At 65.6% G+C, this 18399-nt stretch carries 15 protein-coding genes and 1 riboswitch; of the genes, 6 read left to right on the top strand and 9 right to left on the bottom strand.

Features of this window, described 5'->3' with window-relative positions; genetic code table 11:
* Positions 1-24 precede the first annotated feature (24 nt).
* Both lipA and lipB read right to left on the bottom strand, forming a co-directional pair.
* Positions 25-990: a lipoyl synthase gene (gene lipA / locus ASC45_RS04765; RefSeq protein ID WP_055449900.1), complete on the bottom strand. Its 966-nt coding sequence runs from the start codon at positions 988-990 to the stop codon at positions 25-27.
* Positions 991-1017: 27 nt separating this feature from the next.
* Entirely contained in the window at positions 1018-1689 is a 672-nt protein-coding gene (gene lipB / locus ASC45_RS04760; RefSeq protein WP_055449899.1) for a lipoyl(octanoyl) transferase LipB, read from the bottom strand.
* 181 nt (positions 1690-1870) lie between these two features.
* Here lipB and ASC45_RS04755 point away from each other — a divergent pair, with 181 nt between their 5' ends.
* A complete protein-coding gene (locus ASC45_RS04755; RefSeq protein ID WP_055449898.1) occupies positions 1871-2545 on the top strand; it encodes a class I SAM-dependent methyltransferase in 675 nt (224 codons plus the stop codon).
* 52 nt (positions 2546-2597) lie between these two features.
* Positions 2598-2762, top strand: a complete 165-nt coding sequence (locus ASC45_RS15840; protein ID WP_167344838.1) for a hypothetical protein — start codon at positions 2598-2600, stop codon at positions 2760-2762.
* Between the two features lie 9 nt (positions 2763-2771).
* Here ASC45_RS15840 and ASC45_RS04750 read toward each other — a convergent pair whose 3' ends face one another.
* On the bottom strand, positions 2772-3371 hold the full coding sequence (locus ASC45_RS04750; protein ID WP_055449897.1) for a Crp/Fnr family transcriptional regulator: 600 nt from the start codon (positions 3369-3371) through the stop codon (positions 2772-2774).
* Positions 3372-3440: 69 nt separating this feature from the next.
* Positions 3441-3521: riboswitch (S-adenosyl-L-homocysteine riboswitch) on the top strand.
* A 43-nt stretch (positions 3522-3564) separates the two neighbouring features.
* On the opposite strand from ASC45_RS04750, the gene metH reads away from it, so the two are divergent.
* On the top strand, positions 3565-6285 hold the full coding sequence (gene metH / locus ASC45_RS04745) for a methionine synthase (RefSeq protein WP_072242990.1): 2721 nt from the start codon (positions 3565-3567) through the stop codon (positions 6283-6285).
* 31 nt (positions 6286-6316) lie between these two features.
* Here metH and ASC45_RS15680 read toward each other — a convergent pair whose 3' ends face one another.
* The 4 genes from ASC45_RS15680 to ASC45_RS04730 all read right to left on the bottom strand — a co-directional run bounded on the left by ASC45_RS15680 (position 6317) and on the right by ASC45_RS04730 (position 12600).
* The gene (locus ASC45_RS15680; RefSeq protein ID WP_072242976.1) at positions 6317-6556 is read right to left on the bottom strand and encodes a hypothetical protein; all 240 of its coding nucleotides are present in this window, start codon (positions 6554-6556) and stop codon (positions 6317-6319) included.
* Between the two features lie 156 nt (positions 6557-6712).
* Positions 6713-9841, bottom strand: coding sequence for an efflux RND transporter permease subunit (locus ASC45_RS04740; RefSeq protein ID WP_055449896.1), 3129 nt, complete (start codon positions 9839-9841; stop codon positions 6713-6715).
* 14 nt (positions 9842-9855) lie between these two features.
* Complete coding sequence (locus tag ASC45_RS04735; protein ID WP_055449895.1) at positions 9856-11040, bottom strand: efflux RND transporter periplasmic adaptor subunit; 1185 nt, start codon at positions 11038-11040, stop codon at positions 9856-9858.
* Positions 11041-11094: 54 nt separating this feature from the next.
* A complete protein-coding gene (locus ASC45_RS04730) occupies positions 11095-12600 on the bottom strand; it encodes an efflux transporter outer membrane subunit (RefSeq protein ID WP_055449894.1) in 1506 nt (501 codons plus the stop codon).
* Between the two features lie 173 nt (positions 12601-12773).
* On the opposite strand from ASC45_RS04730, the gene ASC45_RS04725 reads away from it, so the two are divergent.
* The 3 genes from ASC45_RS04725 to ASC45_RS04715 all read left to right on the top strand — a co-directional run bounded on the left by ASC45_RS04725 (position 12774) and on the right by ASC45_RS04715 (position 16029).
* On the top strand, positions 12774-13712 hold the full coding sequence (locus tag ASC45_RS04725; protein WP_245609955.1) for a helix-turn-helix domain-containing protein: 939 nt from the start codon (positions 12774-12776) through the stop codon (positions 13710-13712).
* A gap of 151 nt (positions 13713-13863) precedes the next feature.
* A complete protein-coding gene (locus ASC45_RS04720; protein WP_055449892.1) occupies positions 13864-15141 on the top strand; it encodes an O-acetylhomoserine aminocarboxypropyltransferase/cysteine synthase family protein in 1278 nt (425 codons plus the stop codon).
* Between the two features lie 93 nt (positions 15142-15234).
* The gene (locus ASC45_RS04715) at positions 15235-16029 is read left to right on the top strand and encodes a glycine zipper 2TM domain-containing protein (protein ID WP_055449891.1); all 795 of its coding nucleotides are present in this window, start codon (positions 15235-15237) and stop codon (positions 16027-16029) included.
* A gap of 287 nt (positions 16030-16316) precedes the next feature.
* Here the strand turns inward: ASC45_RS04715 and ASC45_RS04710 are convergent, their stop codons facing one another.
* On the bottom strand, positions 16317-17843 hold the full coding sequence (locus ASC45_RS04710) for a YifB family Mg chelatase-like AAA ATPase (protein WP_055449890.1): 1527 nt from the start codon (positions 17841-17843) through the stop codon (positions 16317-16319).
* Positions 17844-17854: 11 nt separating this feature from the next.
* Positions 17855-18142 (bottom strand): accessory factor UbiK family protein, encoded by a 288-nt coding sequence (locus tag ASC45_RS04705; protein WP_055450134.1) that lies wholly within the window; start codon positions 18140-18142, stop codon positions 17855-17857.
* Between the last annotated feature and the right edge of the window lie 257 nt (positions 18143-18399).

Raw genomic sequence — 18399 nt, 5'->3', positions numbered from 1 at the left:
GCTGCGTCAACGCAAGGTGACGCCTCACACGCCAGCCGCATGCGCCTGTTGGTCGGCGTGATAGCTGCTGCGCACCATCGCGCCGACGGCGGCGTGGGTGAAGCCCATGGCCAGCGCTTCGCGCTCGAACATGGCGAAGGTGTCTGGATGCACGTAGCGCGTCACAGGCAGGTGGTGTCCTGTGGGCGCGAGGTATTGGCCGATGGTGAGCATGTCGATGCCGTGCGCGCGCATGTCGCGCATCACGTCGAGGATTTCGTCATCGGTCTCGCCCAGGCCGACCATCAACCCGCTCTTGGTGGGAATGCCGGGATGACGCGCCTTGAAATCGGCCAGCAGCTTGAGCGAATGGGCGTAATCGGCGCCTGGGCGGGCCTGTTTGTACAGGCGCGGCACGGTCTCCAGGTTGTGATTCATCACGTCGGGCAAACCGGCGGCGAAAATGGCGAGCGCCTTGTCCAGTCGGCCGCGAAAGTCGGGCACCAAGACCTCGATCTTTGTTGCGGGCGACTGCGCGCGCACGGCCTGAATGCAATCGACGAAGTGCTGCGCCCCGCCGTCGCGCAGATCGTCGCGGTCCACGCTGGTGATGACCACATAGCGCAGCTTCATCGCGGCAATCGCTCGGGCCAGATGGCCGGGCTCTTCGGGGTCGAGCGGGTCGGGACGGCCATGGCCCACATCGCAGAACGGGCAGCGCCGCGTGCATTTGTCGCCCATGATCATGAAGGTGGCCGTGCCCTTGCCGAAGCATTCGCCAATGTTCGGACAGCTCGCTTCCTCACAGACGGTCACCAGCTTGTGCTCGCGCAGCAGGCCTTTGATGGCGTAGAACTGCGACGACGGTGTGGCGGCCTTGACCCTGATCCACTCCGGCTTGCGCAACGGCGCCTCGCCCGCAGGCACGATCTTGATCGGAATGCGGGCGGTCTTGGCCTGCCCTTTCTGTTTGATCGTCGGGTCGGCAAGCGGAGGGGTAGGCGTGGTCATCGCGAAAATGGGCAAGATAAAACGGGTTCAGAGCGGGATGGTAGGCCCGCCGCCCTGCGTCTGCCAGATCTGGCTGAATTCCTCGGCGAAGGCGCTCGCGACCTGCTCCACATCGGCGTGCACGCCCAGGCTGGCCATGTCGAGGGTGCGCAGCCCGGGAAAGCCGCAGGGGTTGATCCACTCGAAGGGCTGCAGATCCATGGCCACGTTGATGGCCACGCCGTGATAGGTGCAGCCGTTGCGCACCTTGAGCCCGAGCGCCGAGATCTTCTCGCCCGAGGCGAGGTAGATGCCCGGCGCGCCCGGAAGGCGCTGGCCGTCGATCTCCCATCGCGCCAGGGTGCGGATCACCGCCTCCTCGATGCGCTGCACGGTCTCGCGCACCATCCAGTGCCGACGGCGAATGTCGAGCAGCAGGTAGATCACCGCCTGTCCGGGGCCGTGGTAGGTGATCTGCCCGCCCCGGTCGGTCTGCACCACAGGCACGTCGTGCGCCGCGAGCAGATGCTCCGGGCGTCCCGCCTGGCCCTGGGTGAACACGGGCGGATGCTCCACGCCCCAAAGCTGGTCGGGCGTGGCGGCGGTACGGGTCTCGGTCAGCGCTCGCATGGCCTCCCAGGTGGGCAGATAGTCCTGCAGACCCCGCCAATGCCAGGTCAGCGCGGGCGGTGCGGGTCGTTTGGAAGGGTCGGGGTTCATGCTAAGGTTGCGCTCAGTTGCGGCATCCACAATCAAAAAACAGCAGGGAGACAGCCCAAGACCGGTCGTAACCGGCTTCGATCTGTTCGTGCCCTCCGTCTGGTTATTCCGGCGCATCGGCGCGCGCTGGCCAGCCTTTGGACGACATGGGTTCCAAACCGAGGCATTGTCCCGCATCCGCATGAGCTCCACACCGCCCTCCACCGTTACCCGCATTCGCGCCGCGCAGCAGATCCGCACCTTTCTGAGCGCGTGGGCGCGCGACCCGATGGGAGTGGCAGCGGTGCTGCCCTCGGGGCGGCAACTCAGCCAGAAGATGCTCAAGCCGTTGGCCCTGCTGCCCGGCAGCGACCCGGCGCAGCTGCGCGTGATCGAGCTCGGCGCGGGCACCGGCGCCTTCACCCGGGCGCTGGTCGATCATGGTCTGCGCCATGCCAATCTGCTGGTGGTCGAGCGCGACGCAGCGCTGCATGGCCTGCTGCGCCAGCGCTTTCCGGAGCTTCAGGTCATTCGGGCCGACGCCTGCGCGCTGCGAACTGCGGCCCAGGCCTCGGGCTATCTGGCGGACGGCCCGGCCGATGCCGTCATCAGCGGGCTGGGGCTGCTGTCGATGCCGCGCGCCACGCAGCGCTCCATTCTGGGCGAAGCGTTCTCGGTACTGCGTCCCGGCGGCTGCTTCGTGCAGTTCACCTACGGGCATGCCAGCCCGGTTTCGCGGGCCTTGCGCGAGGAACTCGGGCTGCATGTGCGCCGCTCGGGTCTGGCCTGGCGCAACGCGCCTCCGGCTTCGGTTTTCGTTTATCAGCGCGCTTTTACAGCCGTACACACCTGCGGGCGCGCCGACGAGACAGAATAGGTGACTCGATCTGCCGCCGATCGAGTGCGGCGGTTATTTCAGGAAGCGCGCCTTGTTCGGGTTTTTCGTCTCCATCGTTGTCTATCCCTTCGCCGTCTATGGCCTGCGCCGGTTCTTCACCGAGCGGCTGGGCATGGAAAGCAATATCGGCTTTCTGGTGTTTCTGCTCGCCAGCGTGGTGAGCTGGCTGGCCGCCGAGGCTGTCGGGCGGCTTTGACAAAAGGCGTCAATCCGGCAGCGAAGGGTCGTCGAGTTGGCTGGGGGAAAAGCCGGATTTGGGCCCGAGCATCTGCGAGCGGATGGCGGGGTGCATGGCGCTGACCAGGCGCGACATCGAGCTGAGTTTGTTCGAGGTGTCGCGCAGATGCTCGGCCAGACGGCTGGCGATGCCCAGCGCCAGCCGTGCCGCCGTGCCCGGATGCTCGTTCACCAGACGTTCGAGCGACTCGCGGCTGAGTTCGGCTAGCGCCACGTCGGAGTAGGCCACGCAGCTCGCGCTGCGCGGCGCATCGAGCAACACGCCCATTTCACCGAACATCTGCCCGGCCTTGGCGATGGAGACCACCAGGCTGTCGCCTTGGTGCAGCGGCGCCTTTTCCACGCTGACCTCGCCGTACAGCAGCATCAGGATGGTGCCGTCGTGCGTGTCGTCGTCCTGGCGGATGAAGCGCGTGCCCGCCTGCATCCAGCGCACCTGCATCTGATTGGCGATGAGCACGGCGTCTTCTGCGGTGAGACGATGGCCGGGCTGGCGCAGCAGCAACTGCGCAATGCGCGGTGCCCAGGTCGCATGAACGGTCTGCTGGGATGGAGGTCGGGCTGGCATGGTGAAAATTGAGTTTCTGTCACATGGTAGAGCCGACGCCGAGGGCATGCGCGCATCTTTACAATAAGTGCTCCCAAGGAGCGTTGCAGCGCCCGCCACCCATGGTGCGCCGGGCGTCAGGCTTGGGGGTCTCAACGGCGCTCATTCCTTCGTGACCTGCACGGTGGCGAAGGCCGACAATCCATTGATCCCCATGTCCAACGACGCCACGCCTCCCGCCCTGCCCCCTTTGCAACTCTCCGGCCTGGAGCCTCTGGTCATCGGCCCTGGTTCGCTGTTTGTGAACATTGGTGAGCGCACCAATGTGACCGGCTCCAAGGCGTTCGCCCGCATGATTCTGGCGGGTGAATACGACAAGGCCTTGGCCGTGGCGCGGCAGCAGGTGGAGAACGGCGCGCAGATCATCGACGTCAACATGGACGAAGCCATGCTCGACAGCAAGGCGGCGATGGTGCGTTTTCTCAACCTGATGGCGAGCGAACCCGACATCGCCCGGGTGCCGGTGATGATCGACAGCTCCAAGTGGGAAGTCATCGAGGCGGGGCTGCGCTGCGTGCAGGGCAAGGCCGTGGTGAATTCCATCTCCATGAAAGAAGGTGAGGCCGAGTTTCTGCGCCAGGCACGGCTGCTGCGGCGCTACGGCGCGGCCACCGTGGTCATGGCGTTCGACGAGCAGGGCCAGGCCGACACGTTCGAGCGCAAGACGCAGATCTGCGAACGAGCCTATCGTCTGCTGGTCGAACGGGTGGGCTTTCCGCCGGAAGACATCATCTTCGATCCCAACATCTTTGCCATCGCCACCGGTATCGAGGAGCACAACAACTACGCGGTCGATTTCATCGAGGCCACGCGCTGGATCAAGGCCAACCTCCCCGGCGCCAAGGTGTCTGGCGGGGTGTCGAACGTGTCGTTCAGCTTTCGCGGCAACGAGCCGGTGCGCGAGGCCATCCACACCGTGTTTCTCTACCACGCCATCGCCGCCGGGATGGACATGGGCATCGTCAACGCCGGCATGATCGGGGTGTACGACGATCTTGACCCCGAGTTGCGCGAGCGCGTGGAAGACGTGGTGCTCAACCGCCGCCCCGACGCCACCGAGCGCCTGCTCGAAGTGGCCGAGGCGGTGAAAGGCGCGGCCAAGGACGACACCGCCCGCCTGGCCTGGCGCGAGCTGCCGGTGCGTGAGCGCCTGAGCCATGCGCTGGTGCATGGCATCACCGATTTCATCGATGACGATACCGAAGAAGTCTGGCAGGCCATGCGCGCCGAAGGCGGGCGGCCGCTGCACGTCATCGAAGGCCCGCTGATGGACGGCATGAACGTGGTCGGCGACCTGTTCGGCGCGGGCAAGATGTTCCTGCCGCAAGTAGTGAAAAGCGCGCGGGTGATGAAGCAGGCCGTGGCGCATCTGCTGCCCTACATCGAAGCCGAGAAAAAGGAGATGGAGGCCGCAGGCTGCGATGTGCGGGCCAAGGGCAAGATCGTGATCGCCACGGTCAAGGGCGACGTGCACGACATCGGCAAGAACATCGTCACCGTGGTGCTCCAGTGCAACAACTTCGAAGTGGTGAACATGGGCGTGATGGTGCCGGCCAAGGACATTCTCGCCAAGGCGCGCGAAGAAGGCGCCGACCTCATCGGCCTGTCCGGCCTCATCACCCCCAGCCTCGAAGAGATGCAGCACGTGGCTGCCGAGATGCAGCGCGACGACTATTTCCGCAGCCGCAAACTGCCGCTGCTCATCGGCGGCGCCACCACCAGCCGGGTGCACACCGCGGTAAAGATCGCCCCGCACTACGACGGCCCAGTGGTCTATGTGCCCGATGCCTCGCGCAGCGTGGGCGTGGCGCAGAACCTGCTGTCGGAGCAGGCCGCCGCCTACATTGCCGAGATCGAAGCCGATTACGCCAAGGTGCGCGAACTGCACGCCAACAAGCGCGTCACCCCGCTGGTTTCATTGGCGCAGGCGCGGGCCAACAAGACCCGCATCGACTGGTCGGCGTATCAGCCGCCGGTGCCCAAGTTCATCGGGCGGCGCGTGTTCCGCAATTACGACCTGAATGAGATTGCTGCCAGCATCGACTGGGCGCCGTTCTTCCAGACCTGGGATCTGGCGGGCAAGTTTCCCGACATCCTCACCGACGACATCGTGGGCGAATCCGCCCGCCGCGTCTACAGCGATGCGCAGCGCATGCTCAAGCGGCTGATCGAAGGCCGCTGGCTGACCGCCAACGCCGTCATCGGCCTGTGGCCCGCCAACAGCGTGAACGACGACGACATCGCCATCTACACCGACGAGAGCCGCAGCACGGAGCTGATGGTGTGGCACGGCCTGCGCCAGCAGACCGAGCGCCCGGTGATCGACGGCGTGCCCCGGCCCAACCGGGCGCTGGCCGACTTCATCGCCCCCAAGGGCGTAGCCGCCGACTACATCGGCCTGTTTGCCGTGACCGCAGGCATCGGCGTGGACGCCAAGGAAAAGGCGTTTCTCGACGACCTCGACGATTACTCGGCCATCATGCTCAAGGCCCTGGCCGACCGCCTGGCCGAAGCGCTGGCCGAGCGAATGCACCAACGCGTGCGTACCGAGTTCTGGGCCTACGCGCCCGACGAGGCCTTGGACAACGCCGAGCTGATCGCCGAGAAATATCGCGGCATCCGCCCTGCCCCAGGTTATCCCGCCTGCCCTGAGCATTCGGTCAAGGGCGCGATGTTCGAGGCGCTGCAGGCCGCCGACATCGGCATGTCGCTGACCGAAAGCTGGGCCATGCTGCCCGCTGCCAGCGTGAGCGGCTTTTACCTCGCCCACCCCGAAGCCCAATATTTCAACGTCGGACCCATCGGCCCCGATCAGAAGGCCGACTGGGAGCGGCGCGCCGCGCGGACGCTCGAAGCCGTGGCCGTGCAGACCTGAGGCCGTCGGGTCGCAGCGTCCATGAGCGCTCTCAATGCTGATTGGCGAAACGCATGCCCGCGCGCACCGAGGCCATGGCCTGATCGACCTGCTGCAGCGCATGTATGCGCCAGCCGCCCTTGTCCGGTGCGGCGCGCAGCAGCTCCGCGCGGGCCTGCTGCAGGTCGCGAAGGGCCTGCATCATCGCGGGCTGGGGCGCAGCAAATGCGGCAGGCGCCCCCAAAGTCAAACCAACAGCCAGCATCAAGGGGGCAACAAAACGAGGGGACATCGCAGACTCCTGTGGGACATGGCACAACGCCATGCTTGCCCTAACGAGCACAGTGCGCGAGCCAGTGACGAGGCTTGACATGCAGGTGTAACCAGCGGTGAACGCACAAGAAAAAAGCCGACCCTGAGGTCGGCTTCAAGGCGATTACGTCAACGTTCAATGGGCAGTCGAGGCGCCTCCGCCCGGGGGATGCGCCAGCGGATCGTGTGCCTCGGCTTCGCGCAGGGCCTTGGCGCGGGCTTCGTGGCTGTGGTCGGCGCCGAGCATCATGTACATGGCCGGCACGACGAACAGGGTGAACAGGGTGCCGATGGACAGGCCGGTGGCGATGACGAGGCCCATGTTGAATCGGCTCACCGCGCCTGCGCCGCTTGCGGTGATAAGCGGCATGACGCCCAGCACCATCGCCGCGGTGGTCATCAAGATGGGGCGGAGCCGCATGCCCGCTGCGTGCTCGATGGCCTCGCGCTTGCTGCGACCTTCGCGCTGCAGGTTGTTGGCGAACTCGACGATCAGGATGCCGTGTTTGGAGATCAGCCCGATGAGCGTCACCAGCCCGACTTCGGTGTAGATGTTGAGCGTGGCGTGGCCGATGCCGAGGTTGATGAACAGCAGCGCCCCGGAAATCGCCATCGGCACAGACACCAGGATGATGACCGGATCGCGGAAGCTCTCGAACTGCGCGGCCAGCGCCAGGAAGATGATGACCAGGGCGAAGGCGAAGGTCAGCACCAGCCCACCGGACTCCTGCTCGAACTGCCGCGAGGGCCCGGCGTAATCAAAGCCATAGCCTGCTGGCAACGTCTCCTGCGCCAGCTTTTTCAGACTGTCGAGAGCCTCGCCCTGCGCGACGAAGGGCATGGGCACACCTTGAATGGTGGCAGAGTTGAGTTGCTGGAAGTGGTTGATGGTTTCTGGTTGTACCGTGGTCTTGAGATGCACCACGGTGGACAGCGGCACCATGGCGCCGCTGGCGGTGCGCACGTAGTAGTGCTTGAGCTGATCGGCGTTGAGGCGGTATTTTTGCTCGACCTGCGGAATGACCTTGTAGGAGCGGCCGTCGAGTTCGAAGAAGTTGACGTAGCCCCCGCCCAGCATGGCCGACAGCGCCGAGCCGATGTCCTGCATGGTCAGGCCGAGTTGCGCCGCCATGTTGCGGTCGATTTCGATGCGGGTCTGCGGCAGGTCGATGCGCAGATCGGACTGCAGGAAGATGAACTGCCCCGACTTCAGCGCATCAGCCAGGAACTTCTGCGACACTTCGTAGAGCTTGCTGAACGGCTCGGTGGTGGTGAGCACGAACTGCACCGGCAGGCCGCGCGCGCCGGGCAGCGGCGGCGGCTGGAACACGGCGATCTGACTGCCGGCGATATGGTTGAGCTTTTGTTGCAGCACGGGCTGCAGCTCGCTGGCGGTTTTTTTGCGTTCGTCCCAGGGCTTGAGCACCATGCCGCCGATCACCTGGCTGGGGGTGTTGAGCTGGAACACATGATCGGTTTCGGGGAAGGTCTTGAACACGTCATAGACCTGCTTGGCGTAAAGCTGGCGCTGGTCGAGGGTGGCCGTGGGGTTGTTGAAGGAAATGCTGATGAGCACGCCCTGGTCTTCCTGCGGCGCCAGCTCGGACATCGAGGTGGAGTACAGGTAGTAAATGCTGCCCAGGATGATGAGCGCCATCACCGCGGTAACCGGCAGGTAGTTGAGCGAACCGTGCAGGGTGCGCTCGTAGCGCTTGTGCAGGCGATCGAAGCTGTGGTCGAGGAACAGCACCAGACGGTCCTGCCAGTTGCGGCTCTTCGGGTCGGGCGCCTTGAGCAGGTGCGAGCACATCATGGGCGACAGCGTCAGCGCGATGATGGCCGACATCACCACCGTACCCACCAGGGTGAAGGCGAACTCGGTGAACAGCGCGCCGGTCAGCCCGCCCATGAAGCCGATGGGCACATACACCGCCACCAGCACGATGGTCATGGCGATGATGGGGTTGGCAAGCTCGCGCGCCGCGCGCACCGAGGCGTCGAAGCGCGACATCCCTTCCTCGAGGTGGCGGCTGACGTTCTCCACCACGATGATGGCGTCATCGACCACCAGGCCGATGGCCAGCACGATGGCCAGCAGGGTGAGCAAATTGATCGAGTAGCCCAGCGCCAGCATCACGGTAAAGGTGCCGACGATGGACAGCGGAATGGCCACCAGCGGAATGATGACCGAGCGCAGCGAGCCGAGGAAGATGAACACCACCGCGGTGACGATCAGAATGGCCTCGATCAGCGTCTTGACGACTTCGTCGATGGACGAGGTGACGAACTTGGTCGAGTCGTAAACGATGGTGCCGCTCAGGCCCGCTGGCAATTGCTGCTGGATGCCGGGGAAGGCCTTGCGCACCCTTGCGATGACATCGAGCAGATTGGCACCCGGCGCCACTTGGATGCCGATGTACACCGAGGTCTTGCCGTCGAAGGCCACCGAGCTGTCGTAGTCGTCCGAGCCCAGCGTCACATGGGCCACGTCGTCGAGCCGCACCACCTGGCCGTCCACGGTCTTGACCACCATGTTCTTGAAACCGGCAAGCGACTTCAGATCGGTGTTGGCGGAGAGGTTGATCTGCACCATCTGGCCCTTGGCATTGCCGGTGGCCGCCAGGTAGTTGTTGGCGGCCAGTGCGCTATACACGTCGGCCGCGGTCAGCCCGTAGGCTGCGAGCTTGTTCGGATCGAGCCAGGCGCGCAGCGCGAAGTTCTTGGCGCCGAGCAGCTCCGCGGTCTGCACGCCGTCAATGGCCTGCAGCTTGGGCTGCACCGAGCGCACCAAGTAGTCGGTGATCTGATTGGGCTTGAGCACATCGCTGTAGAAGCCGATGTACATGGCATCGATGGTCTGGCCGATGCTCACGGTCAGCACCGGCTTTTGCGCCGCCGGCGGCAACTGGTTGAGCACCGAGTTCACCTTGGTGTTGATTTCGGTGAGCGCCTTGTCCGGGTCGTAGTTCAGCCGCAGATTGGCGGTGATGGTGCTCACGCCCTGCACGCTCGACGAGGTCATGTAGTCGATGCCGTTGGCCTGGGCGATGGCGTTTTCCAGCGGCGTGGTGATGAAGCTGGCCACCAGGTTGGCGTCGGCGCCGGGGTAGGCCGTGGTGACGGTGACCACGGCATTTTGCGTGTAGGGATATTGCAGCACCGGCAGCAGGCCCACCGAGCGCAGACCCAGCACCAGAATCACCAGGCTAACCACCAGGGACAGCACCGGGCGGTCGATGAAGATGTCGGTAAATTTCTTGTTCATCGCGGGCAGCCGGTTCAGGAGTTGGGCACTTGCGGGTTGGGACTGTCGGCCGGCTGCACGCTGTTGTTGATGAGAATGGGCGAGCCGTTGCGCAGCTTGAGCTGGCCTGCGGTGACCACGGTCTCGCCGGGTTTGACGCCGCTGAGAATGGCCACCTGGTCACCCCGTGTGGGACCGGTGGTGACGAAGCGCTGCTCGGCCGTCAGCTTGGGTTTGCCGTCTGCCGCCTTGCCTTCATCCTTCACGATATAGACCGTGGCGCCGTATGGGTTGTAAGCCACCGCGGCATTGGGTAGGGTGACGTAGTCGCGCGGTTTGCCGTCGCTCAGCCGTACCGAGGCGAACACGCCGGGAAGCAATTGGCCCTTCGGATTCGGAATGCGCGCACGGACCGTGAGGTTGCGCGTGGCGGTGTTCACCTGCGGCTCGACGGCAATGACCCGAGCGGTGAAGATCTGGCCCGGCGCAGCGTTGGTGGTGACCTCGGCGTTCATGCCGACGTGCACCAGATCGATCTGGTTCTGCGGCACGGTGAAGTCGATGTCCATCGGGTCGAGCGCCTGCAGGGTGACCGCCGCCGTGCCCGGCGCCAGGTACTGGCCGAGGTTGATCTGGCGGATGCCCAGCACGCCGCTGAACGGCGCGGTGATGCGCGCCTGATCCAGCACGGCCTTCTGCGCGTTGATCTGCTCGGCCAGGGCCTTGAGCTGGGCGTCGATGCTGGCGAGGTTGGCACGGTCGGTATCGACCACGGCCTGACTGATGGCCTGCACCTTGAGCTGCGCCTCGTCGCGTTTCAGGGTGGTCTGCGCCAGATCACGCTGAGCCTGCAACTGCCCCACCTGGGCCTGCAACTGCGCCAGCTGAGCACGCTGCGGGGCATCGCTGATCTGGGCCAGCACCTGTCCTGCGCGCACCTTCTCGCCCGACTTGAAATGGATGGCGGTGACGATGCCCGCAACCTGCGAACTCAGCGAGGCTTGTTGACTGGCGCGCAGGTTGCCCAGCGCGTCGACCGTGGGCTGCCAGCTCGACTCCTTCGCCACGATGGTGGAGACGGTTTGCGGCGGGTTGGCCATGCCCTTGATCGCCTTGGCGATCATGGTGTTCTTGAAGTGCTGGAACCACACCACACCGCCGATGAGGACGGCGGCGATGATGAGCATGATGATCATGCGCTTGGTTGTGCCTTGGGTCATCTGGGAACTCCGTGTGCTGGCTGGGTGTGGTGTGGGGAAACTGCAGCGGTGTGCTTAACGGGCGGGCATGGCGACGGTCTGATCTGGCGCGGCTCCAACGGTCACCGCACCTCCGCCCATGGCCTGGTACAGCGCCGCGCTGTCGGCCAGGCGCTGAGCCTGGGCCGAGATGAGCCCCAGGCGGGTCTGCTGCGCCTGCTGTTGCGCCGTGAGCAGTTGCAGATAGCTCGCCGCGCCCAGCATGTACTGTTGATCGACGAGCTTGAGCGACTCCTGCGCCGAGGCGTCCGCCGCGGCCTGCGCCTGCAAGGTCTGGGCATCGTTGTCCAGCGCACGCAGGGCGTCGGCCACATTGCGCAAGGCCTGCAAGACGGTCTGCTGGTAGTTGGCGCCCGCGGCCTGCAGACTGGCTTCGGCGGCGTTCGCCCCGGCTTTCAGACCGGCGTTGAACAGCGGTTGCGCCAGACTGCCGGCCAGCGACCACACCGCCGAGCCGGGACCGAACAAGGCGCCCATGGTGAGCGCCTGCGTGCCCAGGCTGGCGCTGAGGTTGATCTGCGGGTAAAGATTGGAGATCGCCACCCCGTACTGCGCCGTGGCCGCATGCAGCAAGGCCTGGCTGGCCTGGATGTCAGGCCGCTGCTGCACCAGCCTGGAGGGCACGACCACGGGCAGGGTCTGCGGCAGCTTGAAATCGGCCAGGGAAAAGCGCGGCAGGTCGGCGGCGCCGGGCTCCATGCCGAGCAACACCGCCAGCAGATGATCAGTCTGCTCCAGCTTGTTGCGCAGCGGGGGCACGCTGGCGCGCGTCTGCTCCACCTGAGTCTGCAGGGTCAGCACGTCGCTGCGAGCAGCCGCGCCCAGCTCGAAGCGCTTGCGGGCGATGTCGAGCTGGTTCTGCTGCGCCTTCAGAATGGCCTCGGTGGCGTCGATCTGGGCGCCGAGTTGCGCCTGGGTGAAGGCCGCGGTGACCACGTTGGCCGCCAGGGTCAGCCGTGCGCCGTCGAGCTGGTAGCGCTGATAGTCGGCCTGCGCGGCCAGCGCTTCGAGCGCGCGCCGGTTGCCACCGAACAGGTCGAAGTTGTAGCCCACCGCGATGCTGGCGTTGTAGAGGTTGTAGGTGAAGGTCTTGTCACCACTCTGCCCCGTGCTCGCCGCATTCGCCTGATTGCGGCTGGCACCGAGCTTGGCATTGACGGTGGGATACAGCGTGGAACCGGCCTGCGCCGCGTAAGTCTGCTGCGCCTGGCGCAGCGTGGCCTCGGCTGCGGCCAGAGACGGGCTGTTTTTCAGCGCCGTGTCCACCAGACCATCGAGCTGTGACGAACCGTAGCCGCGCCACCAGTCGGGCGCGACGGCGTCCACCGTCTGGAACTGCTGCGCACCGCCCAGCAGGCCGGGCGCCGATGCGGTCTGCGCCGGCAAGCTCTGGCGCGTGTATTGCGCAGCGGTGGGCGCCTTCGGCGCATGGAAATCGGGGCCGACCGTGGTGCACCCCCCGAGCAGGGCGGCGCAGAGGGACAAGCACAAGACGCGAGGAGTCGCGGACAAATTCTGCATGGGGCGCGTTCCGGAAAGACCGAGGAGCAACAGGGTGGCGAACACAGAGTGCGGCCGGACGCTCGTCGCCTGAGGCGAGCCAACGTCTGGCTGGGTGAAGGACGGCTGATTCTAGGAGTCGCCTCGACATTCTGCTGACGACGCCCCCCGATTCCGTGGCTCGAGTGACCGACATGCTAGGAAAAGGCGAAATGGCCGGGTTGCTTTACTATGCCAATGAATATCGCAAACACGCCAAGATGCCCAACCGTCTGCCTTCACCTACCGAATGCGAGTGCAGCAAAGCGGAACTGCTCGCCAGAATCAACCATCTCGAAGGCGCCGAGCTGATCGCCGTGAGCATGCGCAATCCGCTGGCCATGGACGCCGAAACGCATTGCCATGCGCGCGGCACCCTGTTCCTGCTCACCGAAGGGCTGGTCATCGTGGAGACCGCGCAGGGGCGGCAGCTCACCCCCTCGCAAACCATAGGCTGGATGCCGCCGGGTGTGCCGCACGCGGTGCAGTCTTACGGCCCGACGGCCGGTTACGGCGCATTCCTGACGCCGCAGCTCTGCGGCGACCTGCCGGCCGAGCCCATCAGCTACCCGGTCAATCCGCTGGTGTCGCTGATTCTGCAGAAGGCGCTGAGCTGGCCGCACGACGCCCCGCTGGACCTCAGCCGCATGCGTCTGCTGTTGGTGCTGCTCGATGAGCTTCGTCAGTCACCGGCGCGCCCCCTGCAGTTGCCCTGGCCGCAGGACGCCCGGCTGCTGAGCATCGCGCGTGGCTTGCTCGACCACATCGCCAGTGCGCGCACCCTGGAACAGTGGGCCCGCTGGGCGGACATCAGTCCGCGCACGCTCAGCCGCAAGTTCTTGATCGAGACCGGCATGAGCTTCGCGCAGTGGCGCCAATGGGCGCGACTGACCCAGGCGCTGGAATGGCTGGCCACCGGCCGCGCCGTCAAGGATGTCGCCCTGTCGCTGGGTTACGACAGCGTCAGCGCCTTCATCAAGACCTTCCGCCAGGCGCTGGGCACCACGCCCTCGGCTTACTTCCAGGCCCAACAGCGCAACCGGCCTTTGGTGACGCTGTCGCCCACCGTCGAGGCGGCGCCGACGCTGGAATGAGCCAACGCGCCGGTTCACGCGCTTTCGTTGGCCCTTTCCCCGCCCTCATGGTCGGCCTATCCTTCTGACGATTCGATCTTTGGATACGCCCGCCGAGATGAGTAGGCTGACGCCTGTCGAAGCCGCCTCAACCTCATACAGGAGACGCCCCATGAAATTCGAAACCCTTGCCGTCCACGCCGGCTACAAACCCGACCCGGTCACCCGCGCGGTGGCCGTGCCCATTTATCAGACGGTGTCGTACGCCTTCGACGACACCCAGCATGGCGCCGATCTGTTCGACCTGAAGGTTGCCGGCAATATTTACACCCGCATCATGAACCCGACCAACGACGTGCTGGAGCAGCGCGTCGCGGCCCTCGAAGGCGGTGTTGCGGCGCTGACGGTGGCCTCGGGCATGGCCGCCATCACCGCGGCCATTCAAACGCTGGCCGAGGCCGGGGACAACATCGTTTCCAGCAGCCGCCTGTATGGGGGCACCTACAACCTGTTCGCCCACACTTTCCCGCGTCAGGGACTGGAGGTGCGCTTTGCCGATCCGCGCGACCCCGGCAGCTTTGCCCGGCTGATCGACCACCGCACCCGTGCGGTGTTTTGCGAAACCATCGGCAATCCGCTGGGCAATGTGACCGACATCGGCGCCCTCGCCGCCGTGGCACATGCGCATGGTGTGCCGCTGATCGTCGACAACACGGTGCCCTCGCCCTACCTCTGCCGTCCGTTCGAGCACGGTGCGGACATCGTGGTGCACTCCTTGACCAAATACCTCGGCGGCCACGGCAACAGCGTGGGCGGCGCCATCGTCGATTCAGGCAAGTTCGACTGGGCCGCGCACCGCGACCGCTTCAAACTCCTGGTCGAACCCGACGTGAGCTATCACGGCGTGAGCTACACCGCGCAGTTCGGCGCCGCCGCGTTCATCGCCCGCGCCCGCGTGGTGCCCTTGCGCAATATGGGTGCGGCGCTGTCGCCGCTCAACGCTTTCCTCATCCTGCAGGGCATCGAAACCCTGCCGTTGCGCATGGACCGCATCTGCGCCAGCACGCTGCACATCGCCCAGCATCTGCAGAAACATCCGCGCGTGGCCTGGGTGCGTTACGCCGGGCTGGTCGATCACCCCGATCACGATATTGCCCAGCGGCTGATGCATGGCCGGGCTTCGGGCATCCTGAGCTTCGGGCTCAAAGGTGGCAGGCAGGCCGGAGCGCGCTTCCAGGACGCTCTGCAACTGTTCACCCGGCTGGTCAACATCGGAGACTGCAAGTCGCTGGCCTGCCACCCGGCCACGACCACGCATCGCCAGCTCAACGCCCAGGAGCTGGAAGCGGCTGGGGTGAGCGAGGACATGGTGCGGCTGTCGATCGGCATCGAAAACGTGCAGGACCTGATCGCCGACCTCGACCAGGCGCTGGCCGCCAGCGGCGGCTGAGACGCTGCCACTTTTGCGGCTCGCTGTCGTCAAAAACATGGCCTGACGCGTTGAGCACGCACACACTTCTTCAAACTTTCAGGAGAACCTCTCATGTCATCCCTTCCTCCGCAGAACACCGCAGCAACGGGAAAAGGCGTCTGGATCGCGGTTTTCGTCATGGGCGCGGTCATCGTGGCGCTTCTGGCCGCGGTGCTTTACAAGCTCAGCGACAGTTCCGGCAACAAACCTGCGGCTGTGGCCTCCGCGGTGACTGCCCCTGCGAACACCGCCCTGGCCTCAGCGCCGCAGGCTGCGAGCACGCAGACGGCCAACACGGAGGCCAACAATCCGACGAATGGCACACCGGCCACCCAGGCCCAGACGGCGCAAGTCGTGACCCCACCTGCCGCGCCAGCGCCGGTGGTGGCCCCGCAGCCCAAGCCTGTCGTGCGGCAGGCCAAGGCGCCTGAACCTGCCGCTCCGCAACAAATCGCTCCACAACAGTTTGCGCCCCAGCAGTTCGCGCCACAGACTGCGCCCACTGCTCCCGCCGCCCCGCAGCAGCCCGTCTGCAACAACTGCGGCACGGTGACGGCGGTGAATGCAGTGCAGGTGCACTCGCAGCAGAACAACCCCGTGGGCATCATTGCTGGGGGCGTCATCGGTGGGCTGTTGGGCAATCAGGTCGGCGGGGGTGACGGCCGCAAGCTGGCCACGGTGGCGGGCGCCATTGGCGGCGGCATCGCCGGCAACGAAATCGCCAAGCGCGTCGACTCGCAGACGGTGTACGACGTCCAGGTTCGCATGGACGACGGCCAGGTTCGCACCATGCAGCTCAAGGTCGCCCCGCCCGTGGGCCAGCGCGTGCAGATCGGCGCCGATGGCGGGCTGAACCCGATCCAGTGATCGAAGCATGATTTCATACTGGCAACACCCTCTGTTCGCGGGGTGTTGCCACACGACCGACGCCGATTGACGAGAAAGATCAGCCGTTACAAAATGGACTGAACTTTTCGGATTCCCAGCGAACAGAACTGGTGCTGCTGTGGTTCGAGCGCATGCTCAATCCTGTGGCCCTCCAAGTTGCCCGGTAGTCTGCTCCTCAGACTCTCCCCCCGATCCGGGCATTTCCAGCCAGGTGCGCAACGCACCTGGCTTTTTTTTGCGCCATGCCCCTAAAAGAGGCCACGCTTTCACACTTGCGCGAGCGCACGGCGCAGTTGAAGGGCTTCGGCCAGATGGGGCAAGGCAATCGACTGCGACCCGGCGAGGTCGGCAATGGTGCGGGCCAGACGCAGCACCCGATGCGCCTGACGCGACGATGCACCCAGCCGCGTCATGGCCTGGCTCAGAAACGCGCTTGCGGCCGCATCGAGCGCGCACTGTGCATCCAGCGCCGCGCCTTGCAGTTGGGCATTGAGCATGCCCTGCCTGGCGATCTGGATGTCGGCAGCCGCCGCCACGCGCGAGGCGATCTGCGCACTGGTTTCGCCCTGCGGCAACTGCAGCAGGGTTTCCGGGGCGATGGCGCCCACTTCGACCTGGATGTCGATGCGATCGAGCAATGGCCCGGAGATGCGCCCCTGATAGCGCGCGATCTGGTCAGGCGTGCAGCGGCAGGCCCGCGTGGCATGACCCAGGTAGCCGCAGGGGCAGGGATTCATCGCGGCGATCAGTTGAAACTGCGCCGGAAATTCCGCCTGCCGCGCCGCGCGCGAAATGTGGATGCGCCCGGTCTCCAGCGGCTCGCGCAGGCTTTCCAGCACGGACCGGTCGAACTCCGGGAGTTCGTCGAGAAACAGCACGTTATGCGTCGCCAGGGAAATCTCGCCCGGCCGTATCGTCCCCGCTCCGCCACCCACCAGCGCCACCGCCGATGCGGTGTGATGCGGACTGCGGACGAAACGGCGTCCCCACTGCGCCGGGTCGAATCGCCCCACCAGGCTGAGCACCGAGGCGCTCTCCAGCGCCTGCTCGCGCGTCAGCGGAGGCAACAGGCCGACGAAGCGCTGCGCCAGCATCGACTTGCCGCTGCCCGGCGGCCCGACCATGAGCACATGATGCCCACCGGCCGCGGCGATCTCCAGGGCGCGCTTGGCCGCGCTGTGGCCACGCACCTCGGCCATGTCGGGGCCCGTGGAGTGCGCCGGTGCCACGGCACCGGCCGTCACGCGTTGCGCGGCGCCGTCCTGTTCGAGCAGGTAGGCCACGACCTGCAGCAGATCGCGCGCACCTATCACCGTGGATGCCTGCGCCAGCACCGCTTCTTCCGCGCTGGCCTGCGGCAGCACCAGCTTGAGGTCTTCGTGCGCCTCAGGCGCGTGCAGCGTCAGGGCGCAGGCCATCGCCAGAGCCCCTCGCGTGGGTCGCAACTCGCCGGTGAGCGACAACTCCCCGGCGAAGGTGTGCCCGCGAAGCCGCTCGGCAGCGATCAACCCCTGCGCCGCCAGCAGCCCGATGGCGATGGGCAGATCGAACCGGCCCGACTCCTTGGGCAGATCGGCCGGCGCCAGATTGACGACGATGCGCTTGTTCGAGGGAAAGCCCAAGCCGCTGTTGATGAGAGCACTGCGCACCCGGTCGCGCGCCTCACGGACTTCGGCCTCGGGCAGCCCCACGATGGTGAAGCCGGGCAGGCCGGGAGACAGATGCACCTCCACCGTGACCGGCGGCGCCTCCATGCCCAGCAAGGCCCGGCTGGCGACTTGCGCCAGAGACATGCGCGCAGAAATCAGCGCCAGGCGTCTTCCGGCGACGTCGGGGCGGACTGCGCGCCGCTGTCCAGCCGCGCCTGCAATTCGCGCACCTGGGCTTCGAGGGTGTCGATCTGCTGGCGCGCGGCCAGCAGCATGCGCTGCGTGGCATCGAACTCCTCGCGCGTCACCAGATCGAGCCGCCCCGCGGCGGACTGCGCCAGAGCCCGCATATTGCGCTGCGCATCATGCAGCGGCGATTTCTCGATGAGACGACCGAGCTGGTCGAAAAAGGCGGTGTTGCGTTGGCGAAAGCTGTCATTCATGGCCGGACTCCTCAAATGCTTTTGCCGTGCATTGTGACCGATTTTCGCGCGCGCGACCTTGGCTTGCATCTGGATCTGTGCGGCGCCAGCGTGTCGTCATCGCGCATCGAACCGGACAAATACGTCCACATTTGCACCTTATTGGTGCAGATGACCCGATTCGCACCTTGGTGGTGCGAGATGGAAGCCATCTCCACGACATCAAAACGGTGAAAACACCGCGCCAGCCCCGCGCCGCCCTGGCACGAAAGCTGCAA

This window comes from Thiomonas bhubaneswarensis (assembly GCF_001418255.1).
Lineage (GTDB): Bacteria > Pseudomonadota > Gammaproteobacteria > Burkholderiales > Burkholderiaceae_C > Thiomonas > Thiomonas bhubaneswarensis.
Note: the sequence above shows the minus strand (reverse complement) of the source record. Positions and strands in the feature narration are given on the sequence as shown.